The sequence below is a fragment of the Aquimarina macrocephali genome (assembly GCF_051627225.1).
Taxonomy (GTDB): domain Bacteria; phylum Bacteroidota; class Bacteroidia; order Flavobacteriales; family Flavobacteriaceae; genus Aquimarina; species Aquimarina macrocephali.
This window is the reverse complement of record NZ_CP151795.1, coordinates 5,474,275-5,493,737: the sequence shown is the minus strand read 5'-3', so window position 1 is coordinate 5,493,737 and position 19,463 is coordinate 5,474,275. Positions and strand designations below refer to the sequence as shown.

At 31.5% G+C, this 19,463-nt stretch carries 13 protein-coding genes; 6 read left to right on the top strand and 7 right to left on the bottom strand.

What is annotated here, in order from left to right; translation table 11 throughout:
• Positions 1-3: 3 nt before the first annotated feature.
• Genes AAFU52_RS24415 through AAFU52_RS24405 form a run of 3 tightly spaced genes read right to left on the bottom strand, consistent with a single transcriptional unit; the run spans position 4 to position 3,000 of the window.
• On the bottom strand, positions 4-657 hold the full coding sequence (locus AAFU52_RS24415; RefSeq protein ID WP_438424046.1) for a DNA alkylation repair protein: 654 nt from the start codon (positions 655-657) through the stop codon (positions 4-6).
• Between the two features lie 34 nt (positions 658-691).
• Positions 692-2,416: a gamma-glutamyltransferase gene (gene ggt / locus AAFU52_RS24410; RefSeq protein WP_438424043.1), complete on the bottom strand. Its 1,725-nt coding sequence runs from the start codon at positions 2,414-2,416 to the stop codon at positions 692-694.
• A complete protein-coding gene (locus AAFU52_RS24405) occupies positions 2,413-3,000 on the bottom strand; it encodes an ACP phosphodiesterase (protein ID WP_438424041.1) in 588 nt (195 codons plus the stop codon). The genes ggt and AAFU52_RS24405 overlap by 4 nt, the downstream gene beginning before the upstream one ends.
• A 140-nt stretch (positions 3,001-3,140) precedes the next feature.
• Between AAFU52_RS24405 and AAFU52_RS24400 the strand changes: the two genes are divergently transcribed.
• From AAFU52_RS24400 to AAFU52_RS24390, 3 genes are all read left to right on the top strand, one after another.
• Positions 3,141-3,998 carry an SMP-30/gluconolactonase/LRE family protein gene (locus tag AAFU52_RS24400; protein WP_438424039.1) on the top strand — a complete coding sequence of 286 codons (858 nt, stop codon included), beginning with the start codon at positions 3,141-3,143 and terminating at the stop codon, positions 3,996-3,998.
• Positions 3,999-4,154: 156 nt separating this feature from the next.
• A complete protein-coding gene (gene glmM, locus AAFU52_RS24395) occupies positions 4,155-5,543 on the top strand; it encodes a phosphoglucosamine mutase (RefSeq protein ID WP_438424038.1) in 1,389 nt (462 codons plus the stop codon).
• A 744-nt stretch (positions 5,544-6,287) separates the two neighbouring features.
• The gene (locus AAFU52_RS24390) at positions 6,288-7,277 is read left to right on the top strand and encodes a hypothetical protein (RefSeq protein ID WP_438424036.1); all 990 of its coding nucleotides are present in this window, start codon (positions 6,288-6,290) and stop codon (positions 7,275-7,277) included.
• A gap of 207 nt (positions 7,278-7,484) precedes the next feature.
• Here AAFU52_RS24390 and AAFU52_RS24385 read toward each other — a convergent pair whose 3' ends face one another.
• Together AAFU52_RS24385 and AAFU52_RS24380 are read right to left on the bottom strand one after the other, a co-directional pair.
• Positions 7,485-8,384 carry a lysophospholipid acyltransferase family protein gene (locus AAFU52_RS24385; protein ID WP_024772667.1) on the bottom strand — a complete coding sequence of 300 codons (900 nt, stop codon included), beginning with the start codon at positions 8,382-8,384 and terminating at the stop codon, positions 7,485-7,487.
• Between the two features lie 67 nt (positions 8,385-8,451).
• Positions 8,452-9,351, bottom strand: a complete 900-nt coding sequence (locus tag AAFU52_RS24380) for a lysophospholipid acyltransferase family protein (RefSeq protein ID WP_438424034.1) — start codon at positions 9,349-9,351, stop codon at positions 8,452-8,454.
• A 137-nt stretch (positions 9,352-9,488) separates the two neighbouring features.
• On the opposite strand from AAFU52_RS24380, the gene AAFU52_RS24375 reads away from it, so the two are divergent.
• Positions 9,489-10,139: a rhomboid family intramembrane serine protease gene (locus tag AAFU52_RS24375; protein ID WP_024772665.1), complete on the top strand. Its 651-nt coding sequence runs from the start codon at positions 9,489-9,491 to the stop codon at positions 10,137-10,139.
• A 50-nt stretch (positions 10,140-10,189) separates the two neighbouring features.
• Here the strand turns inward: AAFU52_RS24375 and AAFU52_RS24370 are convergent, their stop codons facing one another.
• The gene (locus AAFU52_RS24370) at positions 10,190-11,323 is read right to left on the bottom strand and encodes a redoxin domain-containing protein (protein WP_438424031.1); all 1,134 of its coding nucleotides are present in this window, start codon (positions 11,321-11,323) and stop codon (positions 10,190-10,192) included.
• Positions 11,324-11,698: 375 nt separating this feature from the next.
• Between AAFU52_RS24370 and AAFU52_RS24365 the strand changes: the two genes are divergently transcribed.
• Positions 11,699-14,062, top strand: coding sequence for a GAF domain-containing protein (locus AAFU52_RS24365; protein WP_438424029.1), 2,364 nt, complete (start codon positions 11,699-11,701; stop codon positions 14,060-14,062).
• 143 nt (positions 14,063-14,205) lie between these two features.
• Here AAFU52_RS24365 and AAFU52_RS24360 read toward each other — a convergent pair whose 3' ends face one another.
• A complete protein-coding gene (locus AAFU52_RS24360) occupies positions 14,206-15,387 on the bottom strand; it encodes a Pycsar system effector family protein (RefSeq protein ID WP_438424026.1) in 1,182 nt (393 codons plus the stop codon).
• A gap of 56 nt (positions 15,388-15,443) precedes the next feature.
• On the opposite strand from AAFU52_RS24360, the gene AAFU52_RS24355 reads away from it, so the two are divergent.
• Positions 15,444-19,148 carry a metallophosphoesterase gene (locus AAFU52_RS24355; protein ID WP_438424024.1) on the top strand — a complete coding sequence of 1,235 codons (3,705 nt, stop codon included), beginning with the start codon at positions 15,444-15,446 and terminating at the stop codon, positions 19,146-19,148.
• The last annotated feature ends 315 nt before the right edge of the window (positions 19,149-19,463 follow it).

Here is a 19,463-nt window from a genome sequence, read left to right as displayed (position 1 = left end):
TAATTATGAACGGATTCTTTTTAATCCTTCTCTTTCAGATAAAGGCTTCAGTTTAGTGTTGGTTATAAAGGTAACTACAGCTTCAGGATTTACTTTTGAGTACTCTCGCAACGCCCACCCAATAGCTTTCTTTATAAAGAATTCATTAGAAGATTTATGTTGCTCACAAAGTTTACATAATAATTGATAGTCTGTTTTGTCTTTATATCCTAATTGAAATAAGATTGCACTTCGGTTAAGCCACATCTTATCAGAATTTGAAAATTTCTCAATTACAAGAGGTATTTGATCAGGAAATTGTAATAAATATTTCCCTAAAATATGTTTTGCAATAAAATCAACAGAGTCCCACCAGGAATTGGTGGTAATAAGTTGTTCTATAAAATCAATGTCTGCTATGTTGTATTTCTTTTTTAAGAACTGATCAACTAGCTCCATAGCACAATAATGAAGTTCTCGTTTCGGTTTTTTGTAAAGAGTATTTGCGATAGTAATCACATGATCATGAGACAGCCCAGGAATATATTCACGAACTACATCTTTAAAAAGCGTTTTTCGAATTGGGGCTTTTATACCGTAATAAGAAAAACGATTTTTCATATACGCTTCCATTCTTACCGCTTCTTCTGCATTAGCATTGCTTTCTAGTATAGCCATTAGAGAAGTTGTGAAATCCATATTTCTGTATAGATTAAAACCCTATTGCTGTATCATCACCTCTTTTATCTGCACCACCTTCCAACCTTCCATCAGGAAGTGCAAGGATACCATCAACTTTGCCTATAATTTTAGAATCCTCTTCATTGATTTGATACCCTTTTTTCCGTAAGCTATCTAATAAATCATTATCAAATGATTCTGGTTCAAAGACTACTACATCTGGTAACCATTGATGATGAAAACGAGGGGCATTGACCGCATCTTGCATGGTCATTCCAAATTCTGATACATTCAAAATAGTTTGGAGCACAGAAGTAATAATTGTTGATCCACCAGGAGTACCAACAGACATCCAAAATTTTCCATCTTTCTCTACAATTGTGGGAGTCATAGAGCTTAACATTCTTTTTTCGGGAACTATAGCATTGGCCTCGGCACCTGTTAACCCAAACATATTAGGAACACCAGGTTTGGCACTAAAATCATCCATCTCATTATTTAGAAAGAAACCTAATTCTGGGACATACAATTTCGAGCCATAAGCTCCATTAAGTGTTGTTGTTACAGAAATTGCATTTCCGAACTGATCTACAATAGAGTAGTGGGTGGTTTCGTCACTTTCATATCCAGGAATAATTCCACAGTTTATATCTGATGACAATGTAGCTTTATCAAAACTAAAATCCAGCATACGATCAGAAAGATAAGATTCGCTAATTAGTGTATCGACCGGGATTTTTACAAAATCAGGATCACCCAAATAGAAACTGCGATCTGCATAAGCCCTTCGCTCTGCTTCTGTAATAACCTGAATAGTTTTGAGTGTATTATGCCCATAACTACTTAGATCATGAGGTTCGATCATTTTCATGATCTGAGCAAGACATACACCTCCACTTGAAGGAGGAGACATAGAAGTTATATTGAGGTTTTTATACCGAAACTGTACTGGTTTACGCCATTTTGCTTCGTATTTTGCTAAATCGGCCATAGTTATTATCCCGCCTTTTGATTGGATGAAATCAACTAATTTTTGACCAGATTCACCTTTATATAGCTCGGCAGCTCCATTTTTTATAATTCTTTCGAGCGTTTCAGCTAGTTTTATGTTTTTTAGAGTGTCATTAACTTTATAGCCTCTAAGAATAGGGATTGTATCCTCATTTGCTTCATAGAATAGATCTTCATAATGTACAAAACGTCTTTCTTGTTTTTCGGTAATCACAAAACCTCTTTTTGCCAATTGTACCACAGGAGTGAGTATATCTTCTATAGGTAAGGTTCCAAATTTTTTATGGACTTCAAAAATACCAGCAACGGTTCCGGGGACACCAACAGCCATAGCTCCCAGTTGGCTTTTTTTAGGAATAAAATCTCCATTGTCATCCAGATACATATCTTTGGTAGCAGCAAGAGGTCCTTTTTCTCTATAATCCAAAGCACCCGTTTCACCATTAGCTTTTCGATACACCATAAATCCACCACCTCCTAGATTTCCTGCTACAGGATATGTAACTGCCAGCGCCATCGCTGTACCAACCATAGCATCAAAAGCGTTTCCTCCTTTTTTCATGATGTCTGCTCCGATTTTTGAAGCCTCCTCCCGGGCAGAAACTACCATAGCTTTTTGGGTAACAAGACCTACAACCGGTTCAATCTCTTTAACCTCTTGTTTTATTTCTGTATTGGTTTTACATGAAAAACTTAGGATAAGCAGAGAGATGTAAAATAAATGTCTGATGGATTTTATTTTCATAATGTTCTTATTTCATTTTTAGTGTAAAGTTCTAATTCTTCAAAAAACGAACGAAATTCCTTGTCAAAATCAGAGTAATATTGTTCGAGTTCGATGACAGCAAAATTCATCTTAGATCTATTTTTTGTTCTCTGATTCATTTGATATAATATTGTACCAATTCCAGGAATAGTAGCATAGCTAAGAAGCCAGTTGTCCTTAATCATATATGGCATAAAATTTTGAATCTGTTTTGGTAAGACTTCATGGTATTCATGCAGTAAATCATAAAATTCTGCGACATATGTTTCGAGAGGAATATCAGAGTATTCTTTCCAATTAGCTGCTAGAAAATGATCATAAAGAACATCTACAATTACAGTACTGTAATGCCTGTATTTTGGAAATAGCCTGGACACACTTTTTCTAACAATAGAATGAGTATCGGTGTATGAGTCAATTTTACGATGCAAGGTAATACCCTGCCGTATGCGGTCTGGGTATTGTAATAGTTGCTTTTTTCCTTTGACAGAATCTGCGATAAAATTACCTATTTTAAGTTCTTGATCTTCACCAGAAAGGTATATGTGGGCTAGAAAATTCATTGGGTTAAAATACGATTTTTTAAATACTAATATCGATTAATTATAGTCGTTTGTATGATAAAAAGTATCACTTGTAAAAAAACCAAAGGTTAACCGGTTAAAATAAATTATTTTTGATGATATACCTAAAAACTTAGATCATGAGATATACCGCGTTTTTCCTTTTTTTTGTAATTATTGTTTTACAATTATCGTGTAATAAAGAAATAACGAGTAAAGATTTTACAAACCCGAATACGTTTACTAGTGGTATTGAAGGTCCGGCAACAGATTTTGAAGGTAATATTTATGCTGTTAATTACCAAAAAGAAGGAACTATAGGGAAAATTACTCCAGAAGGAAAACTATCAATGTTTCTAGAACTTCCTGAAGGAAGCATAGGAAACGGAATTAGATTCGGGAAACCCGATAAAATGTATATCGCTGATTATACAAATCATAATATTTTGATGGTGGATATGAATACTAAAAAAATATCAGTTTTCGCTCATCACCCAGAAGCAAACCAGCCAAATGATCTTGCTATCTCACCATCTGGAATTATTTATGCCAGTGATCCAAATTGGAAAAAGGGTACGGGTAATATTTGGAAAATAACCAGTAGTAATGGGTTTGAAAAACTAGAAGGTAATATGGGAACTACTAATGGAATAGAAGTAAGTCCCGATGGAAGAAAATTGTATGTTAACGAATCTGTACAGCGAAAAATATGGGTATATGATATTCAGAATAATGGTGCTATTTTAAATAAAAAATTGTTGTATTCTTTTGAAGATTTTGGTCTCGATGGAATGCGATGTGATAGTGATGGAAACCTGTATATATGCAGATATGATAAAGGTACAGTGGTGATATTATCTCCAAAAGGTAAACTCTTGAAAGAAATAAAACTTAATGGTAGTAAGCCTACCAATATTACATTTAGTAATGATTTTAGCACTTTCTATGTAACTATGGCAGATAAAGGGTGTATCGAAATTGTCGAAAATATATTGTAATAGCCTAAATACACTATAGAAGATAACTTCATACTTTTTTATAAGTCATTAATTTGGGGAAAACATGTGCGTATTTATAAAATTCTAACCTATTAAATTGTTGCTGTTTGTCATATCTTGTACATTTGTTCGAAATAGAAAAATCAATCAAAATATATGACATTAATAAAATCAATTTCAGGGATTAGAGGAACAATTGGAGGAACAGTTGGTGATAATCTTACCCCGGTAGATGCGGTAAAATTTGCTTCGGCTTATGGAAGTTGGCTAAAAAATGAAACTAATATAGATCATCCAATTGTTGTAGTAGGTCGTGATGCCAGAATTTCTGGGTCTATGATTCAACAATTGGTAATGAATAGTTTGGTTGGATTAGGGATTCATGTTATTGATTTAGGACTTTCTACTACACCTACCGTAGAAATAGCTGTGCCTTTAGAAAAAGCAGATGGAGGAATAATTCTTACAGCTAGTCATAATCCAAAACAATGGAATGCATTAAAATTACTTAACAATAAAGGAGAATTTTTGAATGCAGAAAATGGCAAAAAGATTTTAGATATAGCAGAAAATGATAAATATGTTTTTGCAGATGTTGATGATTTGGGGAGTATTACTGTAAATGATACATATATCGATAAACATATTGAAGAAGTACTAAAACTATCTCTGGTAAATGCAGAATTGGTGAGTAAATCTGGCTTCAAAGCTGTTGTAGATGCTGTTAACTCTACAGGAGGTATTGCAATACCGAGATTGCTTAGGAAAATGGGAGTAGAAACTATTGAATTATACTGTGAGCCTAATGGACATTTTCCTCATAATCCAGAACCTTTAAAAGAACATTTGACAGATTTGTCCGAATTAGTAGTTAAGGAAAAGGCTGATATGGGAATTACTGTTGATCCAGATGTAGATCGTCTTGCTTTTATGAGTGAGAACGGAGAGATGTTTGGAGAAGAATATACATTGGTTGCTTGTGCAGATTTTGTATTAGGGAAAACTAATGGTAATACTGTTTCTAACTTGTCTTCAAGCAGAGCATTAAGAGATGTAACACAAAAACATAATGGCAATTATGAAGCAAGTGCTGTAGGTGAAGTAAATGTAGTAGAGTTGATGAAAGCAAATAATGCAGTTATCGGTGGTGAAGGTAATGGAGGAATTATATACCCAGAATCACATTATGGAAGAGATTCTTTGGTAGGAGTAGCCTTATTTCTTACACATCTGGCAGAAAAGAAATGCAGTGTAAGCGAGTTACGTGACAGCTACCCTTCTTATTTTATGAGTAAAAATAAAATTCAATTAACTCCAGGTTTAGATGTTGATGGTATTTTAAAAGGATTCCATTCAAAATATATTTCAGAAGAGGTGTCTACTGTAGATGGTGTAAAAGTAGATTTTGAAGATTGTTGGGTTCATTTACGTAAAAGTAATACAGAACCTATTATTCGTATTTACACAGAAGCCTTAAGCCAGGAAAAAGCAGATTCGTTGGCAGAAGATACAATCATTACTTTAAAAGAAATAGCTGGAATCTAATATTTAGCTAAACATATTATTTCTGGGTTTTCTTTATAAAGATTATAACGTGGGATTCAATAATAATCTGTGTTAATTCAGAAAGAGCTTATTTCTAAATATAAGATATCTATTTCTACCTTGAGTTGGTGTAGATATCTTATATTTTGTATAAACTACTGTCAAATAAGATTCTTTATTTACTTTGGCATTTTTCGAGCTCATTAAATAAATTATCTTCTACAGTAGAGCAGTCAAGTTCATTTTTGAGAAGTATGAGCCCATTATCAGGTACATGTAAAATTCTTCTACTATTTTTTTCTACGCTTCTACACTACATTCAAAGTTATATACTACTCTGATACATCCTTGAAAATCTTGAGGAATAAGATATGTTTCTTTATGAAACAATAGTAACCGTTCGGCAAACTACATATTTGTAGATTTTAATTTTGTGTTATGCAAAAAGAAGGCACAAAGAGAAAACAAGAGATGTGATGTCTGATTACAAACAATATGTGGTTTGCCGAACGGTTTTTTATACGATACTCTTTTTCGTATTCCAGGATTCTAAGCTTTTCTTAATTAGAGTCATTTATTATTGTATTGATAATCAAAATGTTATTTAGTGTTTTAGAAAAAAGATAATATTCTTGGGTAACAGAATTATGCTTCTGGTAACAAGAGAGCATAAGTAAATTATTTGTCGAATAGTATAATGAGTTTATACCAAAAATTTAATCAGAACCATTAAATAACAAAATCATGAAAAAACTTGTAAAAATTGGCTTAGCCTTAGTAGTATCATTCTCATTATTTTCCTGTAGTATTGAAAATGACACACTAGTAGAGACCTCAAAATCAAATGACTTAGGATTAGAACGAATTAAAATTTTTGATGATTCTGAAGACTTCAAAAACACTCTTAGATTATTTAACACTTTTAATGAAGTTTCAGATTACGAAAAATGGAGTTACGGGCATAACTATGTTTCGGTGTATAATTCTGATAAAATTTCAATAGAAGATAAAAATAGTACTCCTTATGCATTTTTATTTATTTTAAATGAGAACAAAGAATTTATAATTGGGAATAAACTAATAAACTATTCAGATAGAATTTTTTATGAAAACACTATTGATGATTCTGGTAACTTAATTAAAGAGGATAAAGTTATTGGTACTTTTGAGCAAGAATTATCACCTTTAGAAGGAACTGAATTGGAAGGTACTGCTAATAAAGCAACATTGAGTGTACAAAACGGGACTCTTTACAAGCCAACTAATGGATGGAAAGAATTTGACAGAAATACATATCAAAGTTATTGTGGAACTCCAAAAAATAAAAGTTTAAAATACAGATTAGTGCATTATTTGGCTGTTGAAACACTAAATTTATATGGAGTTACGCAATCTGATGTTTATTTCAAATTAAGAATGAGCCATAAAGGTGGTTCTAATTGGGTATACAACAATACAACTACAGAAAGATTATATAATGTGAATATATCTGGGAATTGTAAAATGAAATTTCATACAGGTTCTCAATCTGGAAATACTCAATACTTCTCTCTTAATAGTTATAACAATTGTAGTAACCCACTTAAAGGAACAAAATACTTTCCTTTAGCTACTCATGTGTTTTTTAACTCTACAAATACCTCGCTTTATAAGTGGGAAGTAAACATAAGTGGAACAGTTTTTCATAAAGTAAATGGTGATAATCAACAATTTAATGCCAATGTTAATTGGTAATACAATTGCATTGCAAATAATAAAATGGGAATTTTTTTAAATTCCCATTTTTGTTTTATATGCGTAAAAGATAACAACAAATAAAAATAGTAACTTAGATTAAGTTTCTATTAATAAATCTTCTGTAGTGTAGTAAATATAGCTCTAATAGATATGATAAAATCTATTAGATCGAACTTTATAATATAACAAGTTTGATGTATTGGGTTAATCTACTATGGCTCCCTCTGGAATTTGTGAATTTCTATGTTTCCAACGTTTGTGAGTCCATAGGTAGTATTGAGGTTTTTCACGAATTTGATTTTCAAGTAATTGAAGATATTTCTTTATGATAAAATAAGGTTCTTCTTCTTTACTGTTTTCAGAGATAGGAATGAACCTTACTTCATAATGCCCTCGTTTTACTTTTTCTACGTGAAGGTACAATACAATAACATCAAGTCGTTGTGCTAAGAATTCACCTCCTAAAAATATAGGAACTTTGACACCCATAAAATCTGTCCAATATTTTGCGTTGTATATTTTCGGAGATTGGTCAGAGATCATACCATATCCACATACAGTGCCTTCCTTTTTATCTTTTATAATTTGTCTAGCCACTTTATGACTAGGGATAAGTCTGGAGTCAAAACGACCACGTATGCGATGTGCAAGACGATCAAAATATTTGTTTTCTATTTGTTTATAGATTCCTACACATGGGTTTAAAGACACAAGATCGACTGCATTAGACCATTCGAAACTACCATAATGTCCCATTAATGTAATTATACTTTTATTCTTTTTTTCAAATTCATGAAACTCATCCAGATTTACAACCTTATAACGTTTTATTAATTCTTCTCTAGAAATCGAAAGTGATTTTGTCATTTCTAAAAACATATCACACATATGTTTATAAAATGATTTACCGATATCCTTAATTTCTTTTTTAGACTTTTCTGGGAAGACTAGCTGTAAGTTTTCGGTTACTGTTTTCCTTCTATACCTAATAATATAGTATACCAAAATATAAGTACAGGTAGAAAATGCATAAAATAATCGCCAAGGTAGTTTAGAGATGCCCAATATTATAGGATAAACTAAGTAATATATGATTAATTGCATAAATGTAGTGTAGTTAAAAACGTGTAAAGGTAAGCTTATTTGACAATCTGTAGGTGAATACAAGTTTTTAATCTACAGTGGCGCCTTCGGGTATAGAAGCGTTATGGTGTTTCCATCGTTTGTGAGACCATAAATAATACTGTGGTTTATTATAGATTTGGTTTTCTAGTAATCTAAGATAACTTTTTATAATTGAGTAGTCTTCACAGTTTTTTGAATCTTCAGTTAGAGTTACAAAAGTAGCCTCATAGTATCCTCTTTTTATTTTTTCAACTTGTAGATAATATGTATTTAGTCCCAATCGCTTTGATAATACTTCTGCGCCTAAAAAGACAGGAACCTTAATGTCCATAAAATTAGTCCAGAAGGTTGCTTTATAAAGCTTTGGGGATTGATCAGAAATTAATCCATACATGTACAACCCTTCTTTAGATTGATCTTCTGTAATTACTTTCATAGCTTCTTTAGTACCAATTACCCTTGAACCAAATCGTGCTCTGATTCGATGTACTAATCTATCAAAGTATTTATTTCCTATTTTCTTATAAACTCCAACTGCTTGAAAATTTGTTTGTATATCAATTACATTTGCCCATTCATAACTAGCATAGTGAGCCATAAGTATCATTATGTTTTCTCCTTTAGCCTCTAATTCGTGTAGTTTTTCAAGATTTGTAACCTTAAATCGTTCTTTCATTTCTTCATTTGAAATGGATATCGACTTGATCATTTCAAGAAACATATCGCACATATGCTGATAAAATTCTCTTCGTATTTTTTTTATTTCTTGATAAGTTTTGTTTGGGAAAACTAACTCTAGGTTATGAGTTACAGTTTCTCTTCTGTACCGAAAAACATAATATGTAAGCAAAAACACACCTGTAGAAAAAGCATAAAAAAGTCTCCATGGTAATTTTGAAATAAACCACAATATTGGATAAACTAAACGATATACAAATAATTGCATTGATGAAGTTAAATTAAGGATACAAATATAAAATTTTCCGATTTTTTTTATCATAAACTTTTGCTAATAAGAAAACGATAGTTTGGCTGGGTTTTTTGAGATAAATATATAGTATATTTGGATAAAATTACTGTTGTATGGGGACACTTGACATTGTTATAATTATAATTATTGGAGCCAATATATTGATGTCATTAAAAGGGTTTAATGATTTTTCTTTTTTTGAAAAATATAAGTTTAATATAGGAGGAATAAGAAGAGGAGAGCAAATTAGAATGTTAACTTCGGGGTTCTTGCATGTAGACATGATGCACTTGTTCTTTAATATGTTTACACTTTATTTTTTTGCACCTGTTGTTGTTAGCTTCTTTGGTAATGTTAAGTTTTTGATAGTATATTTTGGTAGTTTGTTAGTAGGGAATTTATTTTCCTTGTTTTTCCATAAGGATGAATATCATTATAGCGCGGTAGGAGCGAGTGGAGCTGTTTCTGGGGTTATATATGCTGGTATTCTATTTAGACCGGATATGAGCTTATATTTAATGTTTATTCCAATCCCTATCCCTGCATATATTTTTGGTATTGGGTATTTGTTATATTCTATTTTCGGGATGAAAAATAAAATAGGTAATATCGGTCATGATGCCCATTTTGGAGGGGCTGTTGGAGGGTATGTAATAACTCTAATTTTGGCTCCTTGGTTATTTCAGGAAAATTTATTCATGATTGGCCTATTGGCGGTTCCGATTATTATTCTTTTTATTTTACAAAGGCTAGGAAAACTATAACAAAAAAACGACCTAAAAAGGTCGTTTTTATTCATATTCTGTATTTTGAATTAAAGAGATTTTTGTTCTAATAATTCTGAGATTTTCTTTTCTAATGCAGGCCCTCTAAGGTTCTTGGCAATTACATTTCCTTTTTCGTCAATGATAAAAGTGGCAGGTATGGATCTTACACCATAGGCTCTGGCAATAGGTTCTTGCCAAAATTGTAAATTAGAAACATGGCTCCATTCCAGGTTATCATCTGCAATAGCTTTGGTCCAGGCTGCTTGTTTTTTATCTAAAGATACTCCAATAATATTGAGCCCTTTATCATGATATTTGTTATATACTTTTACAACATTTGGATTTTCCATTCTGCAAGGTTTACACCAGGAAGCCCAAAAATCGATAATGGTAATTTTACCCATAGATTCTTTAAGAGATAGCATTTTACCTTCTGGGGTGGGAGCAGAAAAATCCTCAGCAGTAACCCCTATATCTATTTTCTTTTGTTTAGAAGCAGAGACTACATTATTAATAAGCATATTCAGGTTTTTACCTAACCTTGTAGGTTTTAGCGTATCATCAATTTGATCAAATTTCAGTTTAGCTTCTTGCGCTGTTAATAGCTTAAGATTTAAAAGTTCTGTAATGGCTATAATTGATACTAAAGAATTGGTGTTATCTGTAATACCTTTTCTAAACTGCTTTTCTTTTTCAATCAACTCTTGTCTTTCAAGAGATATTTTAACAACTTTATCTGTCTCCCCTAATTTTGAAGCAATCTGATATTGGTTGTTTAGGTTTAATTTCTCTTCACCATATCTTTTAACAGTATTAACATAGGAAAAGAATAATTCATTTTCAGAACCTCCTTTAATCACAGAAGAGCGCAAACTATCTTTGTAGATTGTCATTTCTATAGGATTGTTCTCTGCCATGAACAATACATTTCCTCTAATGTCTTTAAAAGTTAAATAATTAAAATCATTACTCTCTGGAGGAGGTAAAGTGATTTGAAACTGATCCTGTTGTATACTCGCAGAATCAATAATAATAGGTCTGTTGGATTGGCTAATTGCATTAACATACACTACTGTTCCATCTTTAAAACCAGCAGTATCGGCGGTAATAGTATACCCTTTTTGATCTTTTTGACAAGCTACAAGCAGGAGAATCGTAACAAACAAAGCAATTCTTTTCATAGTAATTTGGATTAATTGATCGTAAAAATAAAGAATCCAAAGTATATACTCCAAAAATTAACGTTGTAGATAAAAAGAATTGTTAAGGGATATTTTGTTATAGATACAGAATTAGAAGAAAATTCGTATCTTTTATGTAACAAATCACCATGATTTTTAGTCTAACTTAAATAGTTAATACATACAAATTTATGATGAGGGATATAGTAGAAATAAGTTTATCTTAATTTGTTGTCCAATTTTTATAGCTGTATTCGTCAGATATAATAACCACATAGATTTACTAGATTAAAAATAATGGTTTAATTAATTGTTAATATCTAGTGATACAATTTGGTTTGTATTATTTTTGTAAACTACCAGAAAAGAGCAGACATGAGGGGTTTAGAGCAAGATTTTCCATTAGACATATCGATTAGTTTTTCAAAGTTTTTTGAACATTATAGAGAATTGTTCAAAAATGGTAATGAACTTGTTAAAGATAGAGCTTCACGAGTTTTAAAAATTGCAAAAGAATATCCCGAATTAGAAGAAGGGATAAAGGAAGAAACGAGAGTAAAAGAATTGTTACCTCAGATTGATTTGATATTAGAAGATTCTTTTGCACAAATTCTACAGCAAAATGAAATAAAGATTGCTACAATACCTTTTCATAATACGGTCTTAAAATCATCCGATCGTTATCAAAATATAATAGCCACTGCAGGTAAAGATTTTGAACCTCAGATTAAAAACTTTGATGAGAAGCATTATTATATCATGGGATGTAGTATGATTTTGAATAGTTATTATGGTTATAATATCGATTTTAGAAGACCTTTCTTTTATGATATTCCTGATGCTATGGGAATAATGAGGCATTACAGAATCATGTATAATGGTGATTTTATTGATGTTATTAAAACAGATAAGGCCAAAGATATTACAGATGAAGATGTAGCAGAATTATTAGATAATTTTGATAATGTAGATATCTGGAAAGAAAAATTCCCACCACATAGTTGGATTTTTAAAGGTGTTGTTATTGCTAATATGTTTGATGTTACAACAGATGTTTCATTATCTGACTTTAAAACCAGCCTTATTAGATATGATAAAACACATGGCGATTTTGTAGGCAGTTTTCAGCAAATTTTTAGGGCGATATTCAATTTATATGAAATTAAAGTCGGTTTTTCTAGTTATAACCCAGAAGAAGAAATATTAGAAAGAGTGCCTTTTAAGGATATAGATAGTTATATCTTATCCGATAAGTATTCTGATTGTTGTGAGTCGGCTCTATGCGATGGAACATATCATTATCTTTTTGAAGAGTCTACATATTTTGCTATTTCTGATGTAAAAAAATATCAAAAGTTAGCTAAGGATCAGATCATGTATAAAAATCTGGTAGCTCAAGGTATTAATAGTGCAATACTTGCTCCTATAAAAAGCGGTAATAAATTATTAGGTATTTTAGAAATAGTATCGCCTAATGTTCATGAATTGAATAGTATTAATGCAAATAAATTACAGGATGTTATGCCATATTTGGTAGATTCTGTTCTACGTTCTAAATCCAAAACAGAGAATGAGTTAGAGTTGATTATTCAGCAAGAATGTACCTCGATTCATCCTAGTGTACATTGGAAATTTAAACAAGAAGCGAAACGATTTATGCGTGCCATGGTGGATGAAAATCCTGTGTCATTTAGAGAAGTCGTTTTTGAAAATGTATATCCATTATATGGACAAATTGATATAAAAGGTTCTTCCGATGCTCGTAACGAAGCAATACAAAAAGATCTGGTGTTGCAGCTTAAAGGAATTTCTAAAATAATTAATAAAGTCATAGAATCAGACCCTATACCTATTTATGAGCAATTAAAATATAGAACAAATCGATATATTAATTCTATAACAGAGCAATTGCAAGTAGATAGTGAACAGAAAATTTTAAACTTTATTAAAAAAGAAATTACACCATTGTTTAAGCATCTTAAACAAAAAAGTATCGAACTCGATACGCTTATCGATCAATATGATGATATGCTGGATGAGGTTATAAAAACAGTTTATAAACATCGTAAAGCGTACGATGAATCTGTTATGCTTATCAATAAAAAGATGGCATCTTTATTAGACCAAAAACAAGATGAAGCACAAGGAATGTATCCACATTATTTTGAACGGTTTAAATCTGATGGGGTAGAGCATAATATGTATATCGGAGAATCGATAACAAAACAAGACAGCTTCAATAAAGTGTATTTGTATAACCTAAGATTATGGCAGTTACAGATAATGTGTGAAATGGAAAATGCATATTATCAAATGAAAAAAGAGTTACCTATCGCATTGGATGTCGCTTCTATGGTTTTAGTATTTAATTCTTCTTTATCGGTTAGATTTAGAATGGATGAAAAAAGATTTGATGTTGATGGAACCTATAATGCAAGATATGAAGTTGTAAAAAAACGTGTAGATAAATCAAAAATCAAAGGTACTGATCAACGAGTTACAGAAAAGGGTAAATTGGTGATTATATATTCTCAACGCTCTGATGAAAGAGAGTATATCAAGTATCTTAATTTCTTGCAATCTAAGAATTATCTCGAAGAAGAAATTGAGATTGTAGAATTAGATAATCTTCAGGGGGTTACTGGTTTAAAAGCATTGCGGGTAAATATTCTTTATCACAAGAGTGAACAAGATAAAGAATACTATACGTATGAAGACTTGATGAAAGAAATAAATTAAGCAAAACACTAATTCGAAACCACTTAGAGAATTGTATAAAAGAGTAAGTAAAAATTAAAACTTGTTCCAGTATTAGATATGCTTAATCCTGATATCTGCTTATAAATTAGCGGATACTCTGATAGTTATACTAAAATTAGTAATTATTGTAATGAGTTAAATGCAAAAATAAATGAAATTACAGAGGTTATAATCCCTATCATAAAAACGGTATATGTAACCCTTAAGATTTTATATTTTTTATGTAAAACTTTACCTAAAAAGTAAAGATCTTTTATCATCGTATCGTAAATGTATTCTTTATCATCCATAAGATCCTTCATTGCCGATTTGTATTCTTCTAAAGGCATTTTATGAAAATTCCCAAAAAATAATAAGTTTACTTTCTTTTCTTCTATTTCTTTACGAGTAAACTCTCCACTTGTTACATTAGGACGTGTTGCCAATACAGATAATACAATGGAAGCAATACAAAATATGATAAATATCAAAGTTGGATATATCAAGTATTGATTAGAAGGATTATCTAACTTAGGGATAAGATTTGATAGTGCCAGAGATATGATAATAGCATTTACAGAAAGTAAAATATTCGCTTTTGTATCAGCAATATCACTTAGTTTCATATGATTTCTTAAGGTAACTCTAAATAAAGTTTGTATTCCTTTTTCTGGGTTTTCTTCTCTCAATATTTTTTTTAATTTTTCTTTTTCCTTCTTCTTTTCCTTCTTTAATTTCCCCTGTTCTTCTAACATTTTGGTAAGATTTTCCTCTTTTTTTGGTTTCCAATGAGAGATAGCATATTCGGTATAGTATTTATGCTTGTTTTGAAATAGATCAATATTGGCTTTTAGCCAATCAGAGGGAGTCAAATCTTTAATTGCATTAAGTTTAAACTCACATCTTAATAGTTCACTTGTTTCCCCATAATAGTCCTTTGCAAAGTGAGAAGCATCTGCATCTCTTATAATTTCTTCCATAATATTAATGGGTACATGCTCCATTTTGGTTGCCATAATCTGTTCCGAAACTTTATTTATAATCTCTTGGGAAACATTTTGTTGACCTAAAAAATCTTTGGCTATCTCTACACTATGTTCTTCATGATCTTTAGAGCTTTTAGAGTACCCGGTATCATGTAACAATGCGGTAAGCAATAAAACTTCTTTATCTTCATCGGATAAATTAGTGTTATCAATAATTTCTTTTGTACTTTTAAATACTCTTTTTGTGTGATCGTAATTATGGTAGATACAAGAGTTAGGGAGCTCTTTTTCAAAAAGTTCCGAAACGAAATGATCTGTTTTTTCTAGTAGAGAAGACATACTTTTAATTTTTCGATAACCAAAATAATTAAAAAAAAGAGATTGTACTTAAAACAATGAATAAATATAATAAGATTCTAATTATTTGTGTTGCTTTATTACTTAGTTCATGCGCAACATACACTCCTCAATATAAAGTCGAAAATTTTGTTCAAACATTACCCGATACTACTATAGAAAAGACATTTTATCTGGTAGGAGATGCTGGGAATGCCAAAATGAAAGAAAGTACAGAAGGGCTTTCGATCCTTAAAAAAGTACTGGATACCGCAAAAACAAAAGATGATTATCTTATTTTTTTAGGAGATAATATTTACCAAAAAGGAATGCCCAAAAAGGGATCTCCAGAAAGAGCTCTGGGAGAACATAGAATAGATGCTCAAATTGAAGTAACTAAGGGTTTTGATGGAGATGTTGTTTTTATCCCGGGAAACCATGATTGGTATACTGATGGGGTAGAGGGGTTACATCGGCAAGAACGGTATGTGGCAAAAAAAATGAAAAGTAAAAAAGCGTTTTTACCTTCAAAAGGATGTCCTATCGAAAGTGTAGAAATTAGTGATAAGGTACATCTGTTGATCTTAGATACACAATGGTATTTGGCGAATTGGGATAAGAACCCCACTATCAATGACAATTGTGAAATTAAAACTCGTGAAAAATTCTTTCTTGAAGTAGAGGGTGAATTAAAAAAACATAGTAAGAAAACTATTCTTATTGCAATGCATCACCCCATGTTTACTAATGGTATACATGGAGGGAAGTATAGTTTTGACAAACATATTTTTCCTTCAAAAATGAAAATACCTCTCCCAATCTTGGGCTCATTGGCTGTTCAGATACGATCCCAGGGAGGAATTTCTACGCAAGATTTATCCAATGTTCATTATAATATGTTAATGCGAAGACTATCTACAATGACAAGGGATTTGGATAGGATAGTTTTTGTTTCGGGTCATGAACACTCCTTGCAGTATATTAATAGTGATGGGTTAAAACAAATTGTATCAGGTTCTGGATCCAAAGTTTCATCAGTTTCTTTAGGAAAAGATGGATTGTTTGCATATCCGGGGCAGGGATTTGCAGTATTAGATGTATATAAAGATGGTTCTTCTAATGTTCGCTTTTTCGGAAATGAGAATGGTCATCCAAAATTGGTGTACCAGACAAAAGTTCATGAAAAGGAAAAAGAATTTGATTTTAGTGCAATTAAGAACTCTTTTGAACCAGAAGTTTCAGCTTCAATTTATACTCAGGATGAAGTAAAAAAATCAAAACTGTATCAATCGATGTGGGGTGACCATTATCGATATGTGTACGGAACTGATATAAAGGTTCCTGTAGCTACTTTAGATACCTTAATGGGAGGTTTTACTATTGATAGACAAGGAGGAGGGCAAGTAACAAGATCGCTACGCCTTATCGATAAAGATGGAAAGCGCTATAGCCTTAGAGCAATGCGTAAAAGTGTTACACAGTTTTTACAGAAAGGAGTATTTAAATATACGTATCTCGAAGGCGGATTTGATGATACGTTTACAGAAGACCTCCTTTCGGATTTTTATACATCTAGCTATCCTTATGCGTTTTTGACTGTTGGTACATTGGCTGATGCGATAGGAGTATATCATGCTAATCCTAAGTTATATTATATTCCTAAACACCCTGCATTAGGTAAATACAATGAAAGTTTTGGTGATGAAATATATTTTTTAGAAGAACGCCCGGGAAAAGAATATAAAGACGAAGTTACTTTTGGAAATCCTGATGATATCGAAAGCACAGATGATCTGCTAAGTAGACTAAGGAAAGATGAAAAATATCAAATGGATGAAGCGCATTATATAAGAACCAGGCTTTTTGATATGATCTTAGGAGATTGGGATCGCCATTCTGATCAATGGAGATGGGCTCGTTTTGATACTAAAAATGGTAAAGAGTACAGACCTATCCCTAGAGATAGAGATCAGGTTTTTTCTAATTATGATGGAATACTTATGGACGTTGTAAAATTCGTGGTGCCATTGGTGCGTAAGTTTCAGGTGTATGATGGAAAGCTTAAAAAAGTGAGGTGGATTAATCAATCTGGACTACCATTAGATAGAACATTAACACAGAACTCGGGGAAAAAAATATGGATAGAGCAAGCAAAATATATTAAAGAAAACCTTTCTGATACCGATATTGTAAAAGCATTTGCTAATCTTCCGGGCAACCTTCAGGATGAGACAATAGAAAAAATAAAAAGAAACCTTAAACTCAGAAGAGATAATATTGAAGATATCGCTAATCGTTACTATAAATATCTTTCAAAACATGTCATTATTAAAGGAACAGATAAAGATGATCTTTTTGAAATACTTAGAGAAGAAGGTAAAACAACGATAAATATTTCGAGAATAAAAGGAGATGAAAAACAAAAACCATATAGTAGTAGAAGTTTTACTGCTAAAGAAACTAAAGAAATTTGGATTTATGGGTTGGATGATGACGATCGATTTGTTGTAAAAGGAAAAGGAAAAAACTTGATAAAAATTCGAATTGTAGGTGGTCAGAATAATGATACATATGTAATAGAGAATGGAAGAAAAGTAAAAATCTATGATCATAAATCAAAACCTAATACTATAGAGAAAAAAGGTGGCGCAAAATTTATATTAAGTAACATTTATGACTATAATCTTTATGATTATAATAAATATGTGGGTAAAACCAATACTGTAACTCCTTTTATTGGTTTTAATCCGGATGATGGACTCAACATTAATGTAACAGATGTATATACGGTAAATGGGTTTAAAAATAACCCATACCATAGTAAACATAGATTAAGAGCTGCATATTATTTTCAGACAGAAGGTTATGATTTATCATACTCAGGAGAATTTGTAAAAGCATTAGGTAACTGGAATTTTCTTATTGATGCAGTATATACAAGTGAGAATTTTGCACAAAACTTTTTTGGATTTGGAAACAATACCATTAATCCAGATGAAGAACTAGATTTGGATTATAATAGAGTTAAGATGGGAATTTGGTCATTTGGGTTAGGAGTTTCTAAAAGAGATAATTATGGAAGTGAGTTTTCGATTAAAGCAGCATTTGAAGGGATAGAGGTTCAAGATACACAAGATAGGTTTGTTACTTCTGGCTTGGATTTTGTAACTGCAGATCCCGTTTTCTTCGAAAGAAAGTATTTTACGAACCTGGATGTAATGTATAAGTTCGAAAGCTATGATAATGATATTAATCCTACCAGAGGAATGTTGTTTAAACTGCAAACAGGTGTTAGAACAAATGTTGAAGATTCGAATAGAACATATGGATATATTTATCCAAGATTAGGTTTTTATAATTCGATTACTCGAGATCGAAGATTAGTACTTAAGACAGATGTGATTGCAGAAATCAATATTGGAGATAGTTTTGAATTTTACCAAGGAACTAATTTAGGAGGAACTAAAGGATTGAGAGGATATAGAGAAGAACGTTTTACAGGTGAAAGTGCATTAGTATTTACTGGAGATTTAAGATATAGTTTTAATAAATTTAAAACAGGTTTATTACCGCTACAATTAGGAGTCTTTGGAGGCTATGATATTGGGAGAGTATGGTTAGATGGTGAAGATTCTGATCAGTGGCATGATTCTGTTGGTGGAGGTATTTGGCTTAATGCTATGGATGCTATCGGAGGACAGTTAGGAATATTCTCTAGTGATGATGGGCTACGATTTACATTTGGTTTTGGGATGAGTTTATAGGATTCTACAGTATTTAAAAAACTTCTTATACTTGAAATTACCCTCCTATAAAACAGTTTATATACTCATCCTAATGAATATTAGTACAGGAAGGGACGCACTAATTAAAATACGTTTTTATTTATAAAATGCCAATGTAGACACAGAAACACAAACTCAAGATTCTAAACTTATGTTAAAAGGTAAAAATCATTCTCGTGAAGTAAAAGTTACTGTAAATACTATTGCTTATTTCTATTTGTAAATGACTCCGATTACCTTCTCTATATGGAGGTGAAAGTTCTCGTGAAGACAAATGAGGATCTACTACAAATA

Bases quoted from the DNA above. Each gene is read 5' to 3' on its own strand.
- AAFU52_RS24380 (WP_438424034.1), bottom strand. From the start codon at position 9,351: ATGCAATTATTTGTATATCGTTTAGTTTATCCAATATTGTGGTTTATT.
- AAFU52_RS24400 (WP_438424039.1), top strand. From the start codon at position 3,141: ATGAGATATACCGCGTTTTTCCTTTTTTTTGTAATTATTGTTTTACAA.
- ggt (WP_438424043.1), bottom strand. From the start codon at position 2,416: ATGAAAATAAAATCCATCAGACATTTATTTTACATCTCTCTGCTTATC.
- AAFU52_RS24385 (WP_024772667.1), bottom strand. From the start codon at position 8,384: ATGCAATTAATCATATATTACTTAGTTTATCCTATAATATTGGGCATC.
- AAFU52_RS24405 (WP_438424041.1), bottom strand. From the start codon at position 3,000: ATGAATTTTCTAGCCCACATATACCTTTCTGGTGAAGATCAAGAACTT.
- AAFU52_RS24365 (WP_438424029.1), top strand. From the start codon at position 11,699: ATGAGGGGTTTAGAGCAAGATTTTCCATTAGACATATCGATTAGTTTT.
- AAFU52_RS24390 (WP_438424036.1), top strand. From the start codon at position 6,288: ATGAAAAAACTTGTAAAAATTGGCTTAGCCTTAGTAGTATCATTCTCA.
- AAFU52_RS24370 (WP_438424031.1), bottom strand. From the start codon at position 11,323: ATGAAAAGAATTGCTTTGTTTGTTACGATTCTCCTGCTTGTAGCTTGT.
- AAFU52_RS24355 (WP_438424024.1), top strand. From the start codon at position 15,444: ATGAATAAATATAATAAGATTCTAATTATTTGTGTTGCTTTATTACTT.
- AAFU52_RS24360 (WP_438424026.1), bottom strand. From the start codon at position 15,387: ATGTCTTCTCTACTAGAAAAAACAGATCATTTCGTTTCGGAACTTTTT.
- AAFU52_RS24415 (WP_438424046.1), bottom strand. From the start codon at position 657: ATGGCTATACTAGAAAGCAATGCTAATGCAGAAGAAGCGGTAAGAATG.
- AAFU52_RS24375 (WP_024772665.1), top strand. From the start codon at position 9,489: ATGGGGACACTTGACATTGTTATAATTATAATTATTGGAGCCAATATA.
- glmM (WP_438424038.1), top strand. From the start codon at position 4,155: ATGACATTAATAAAATCAATTTCAGGGATTAGAGGAACAATTGGAGGA.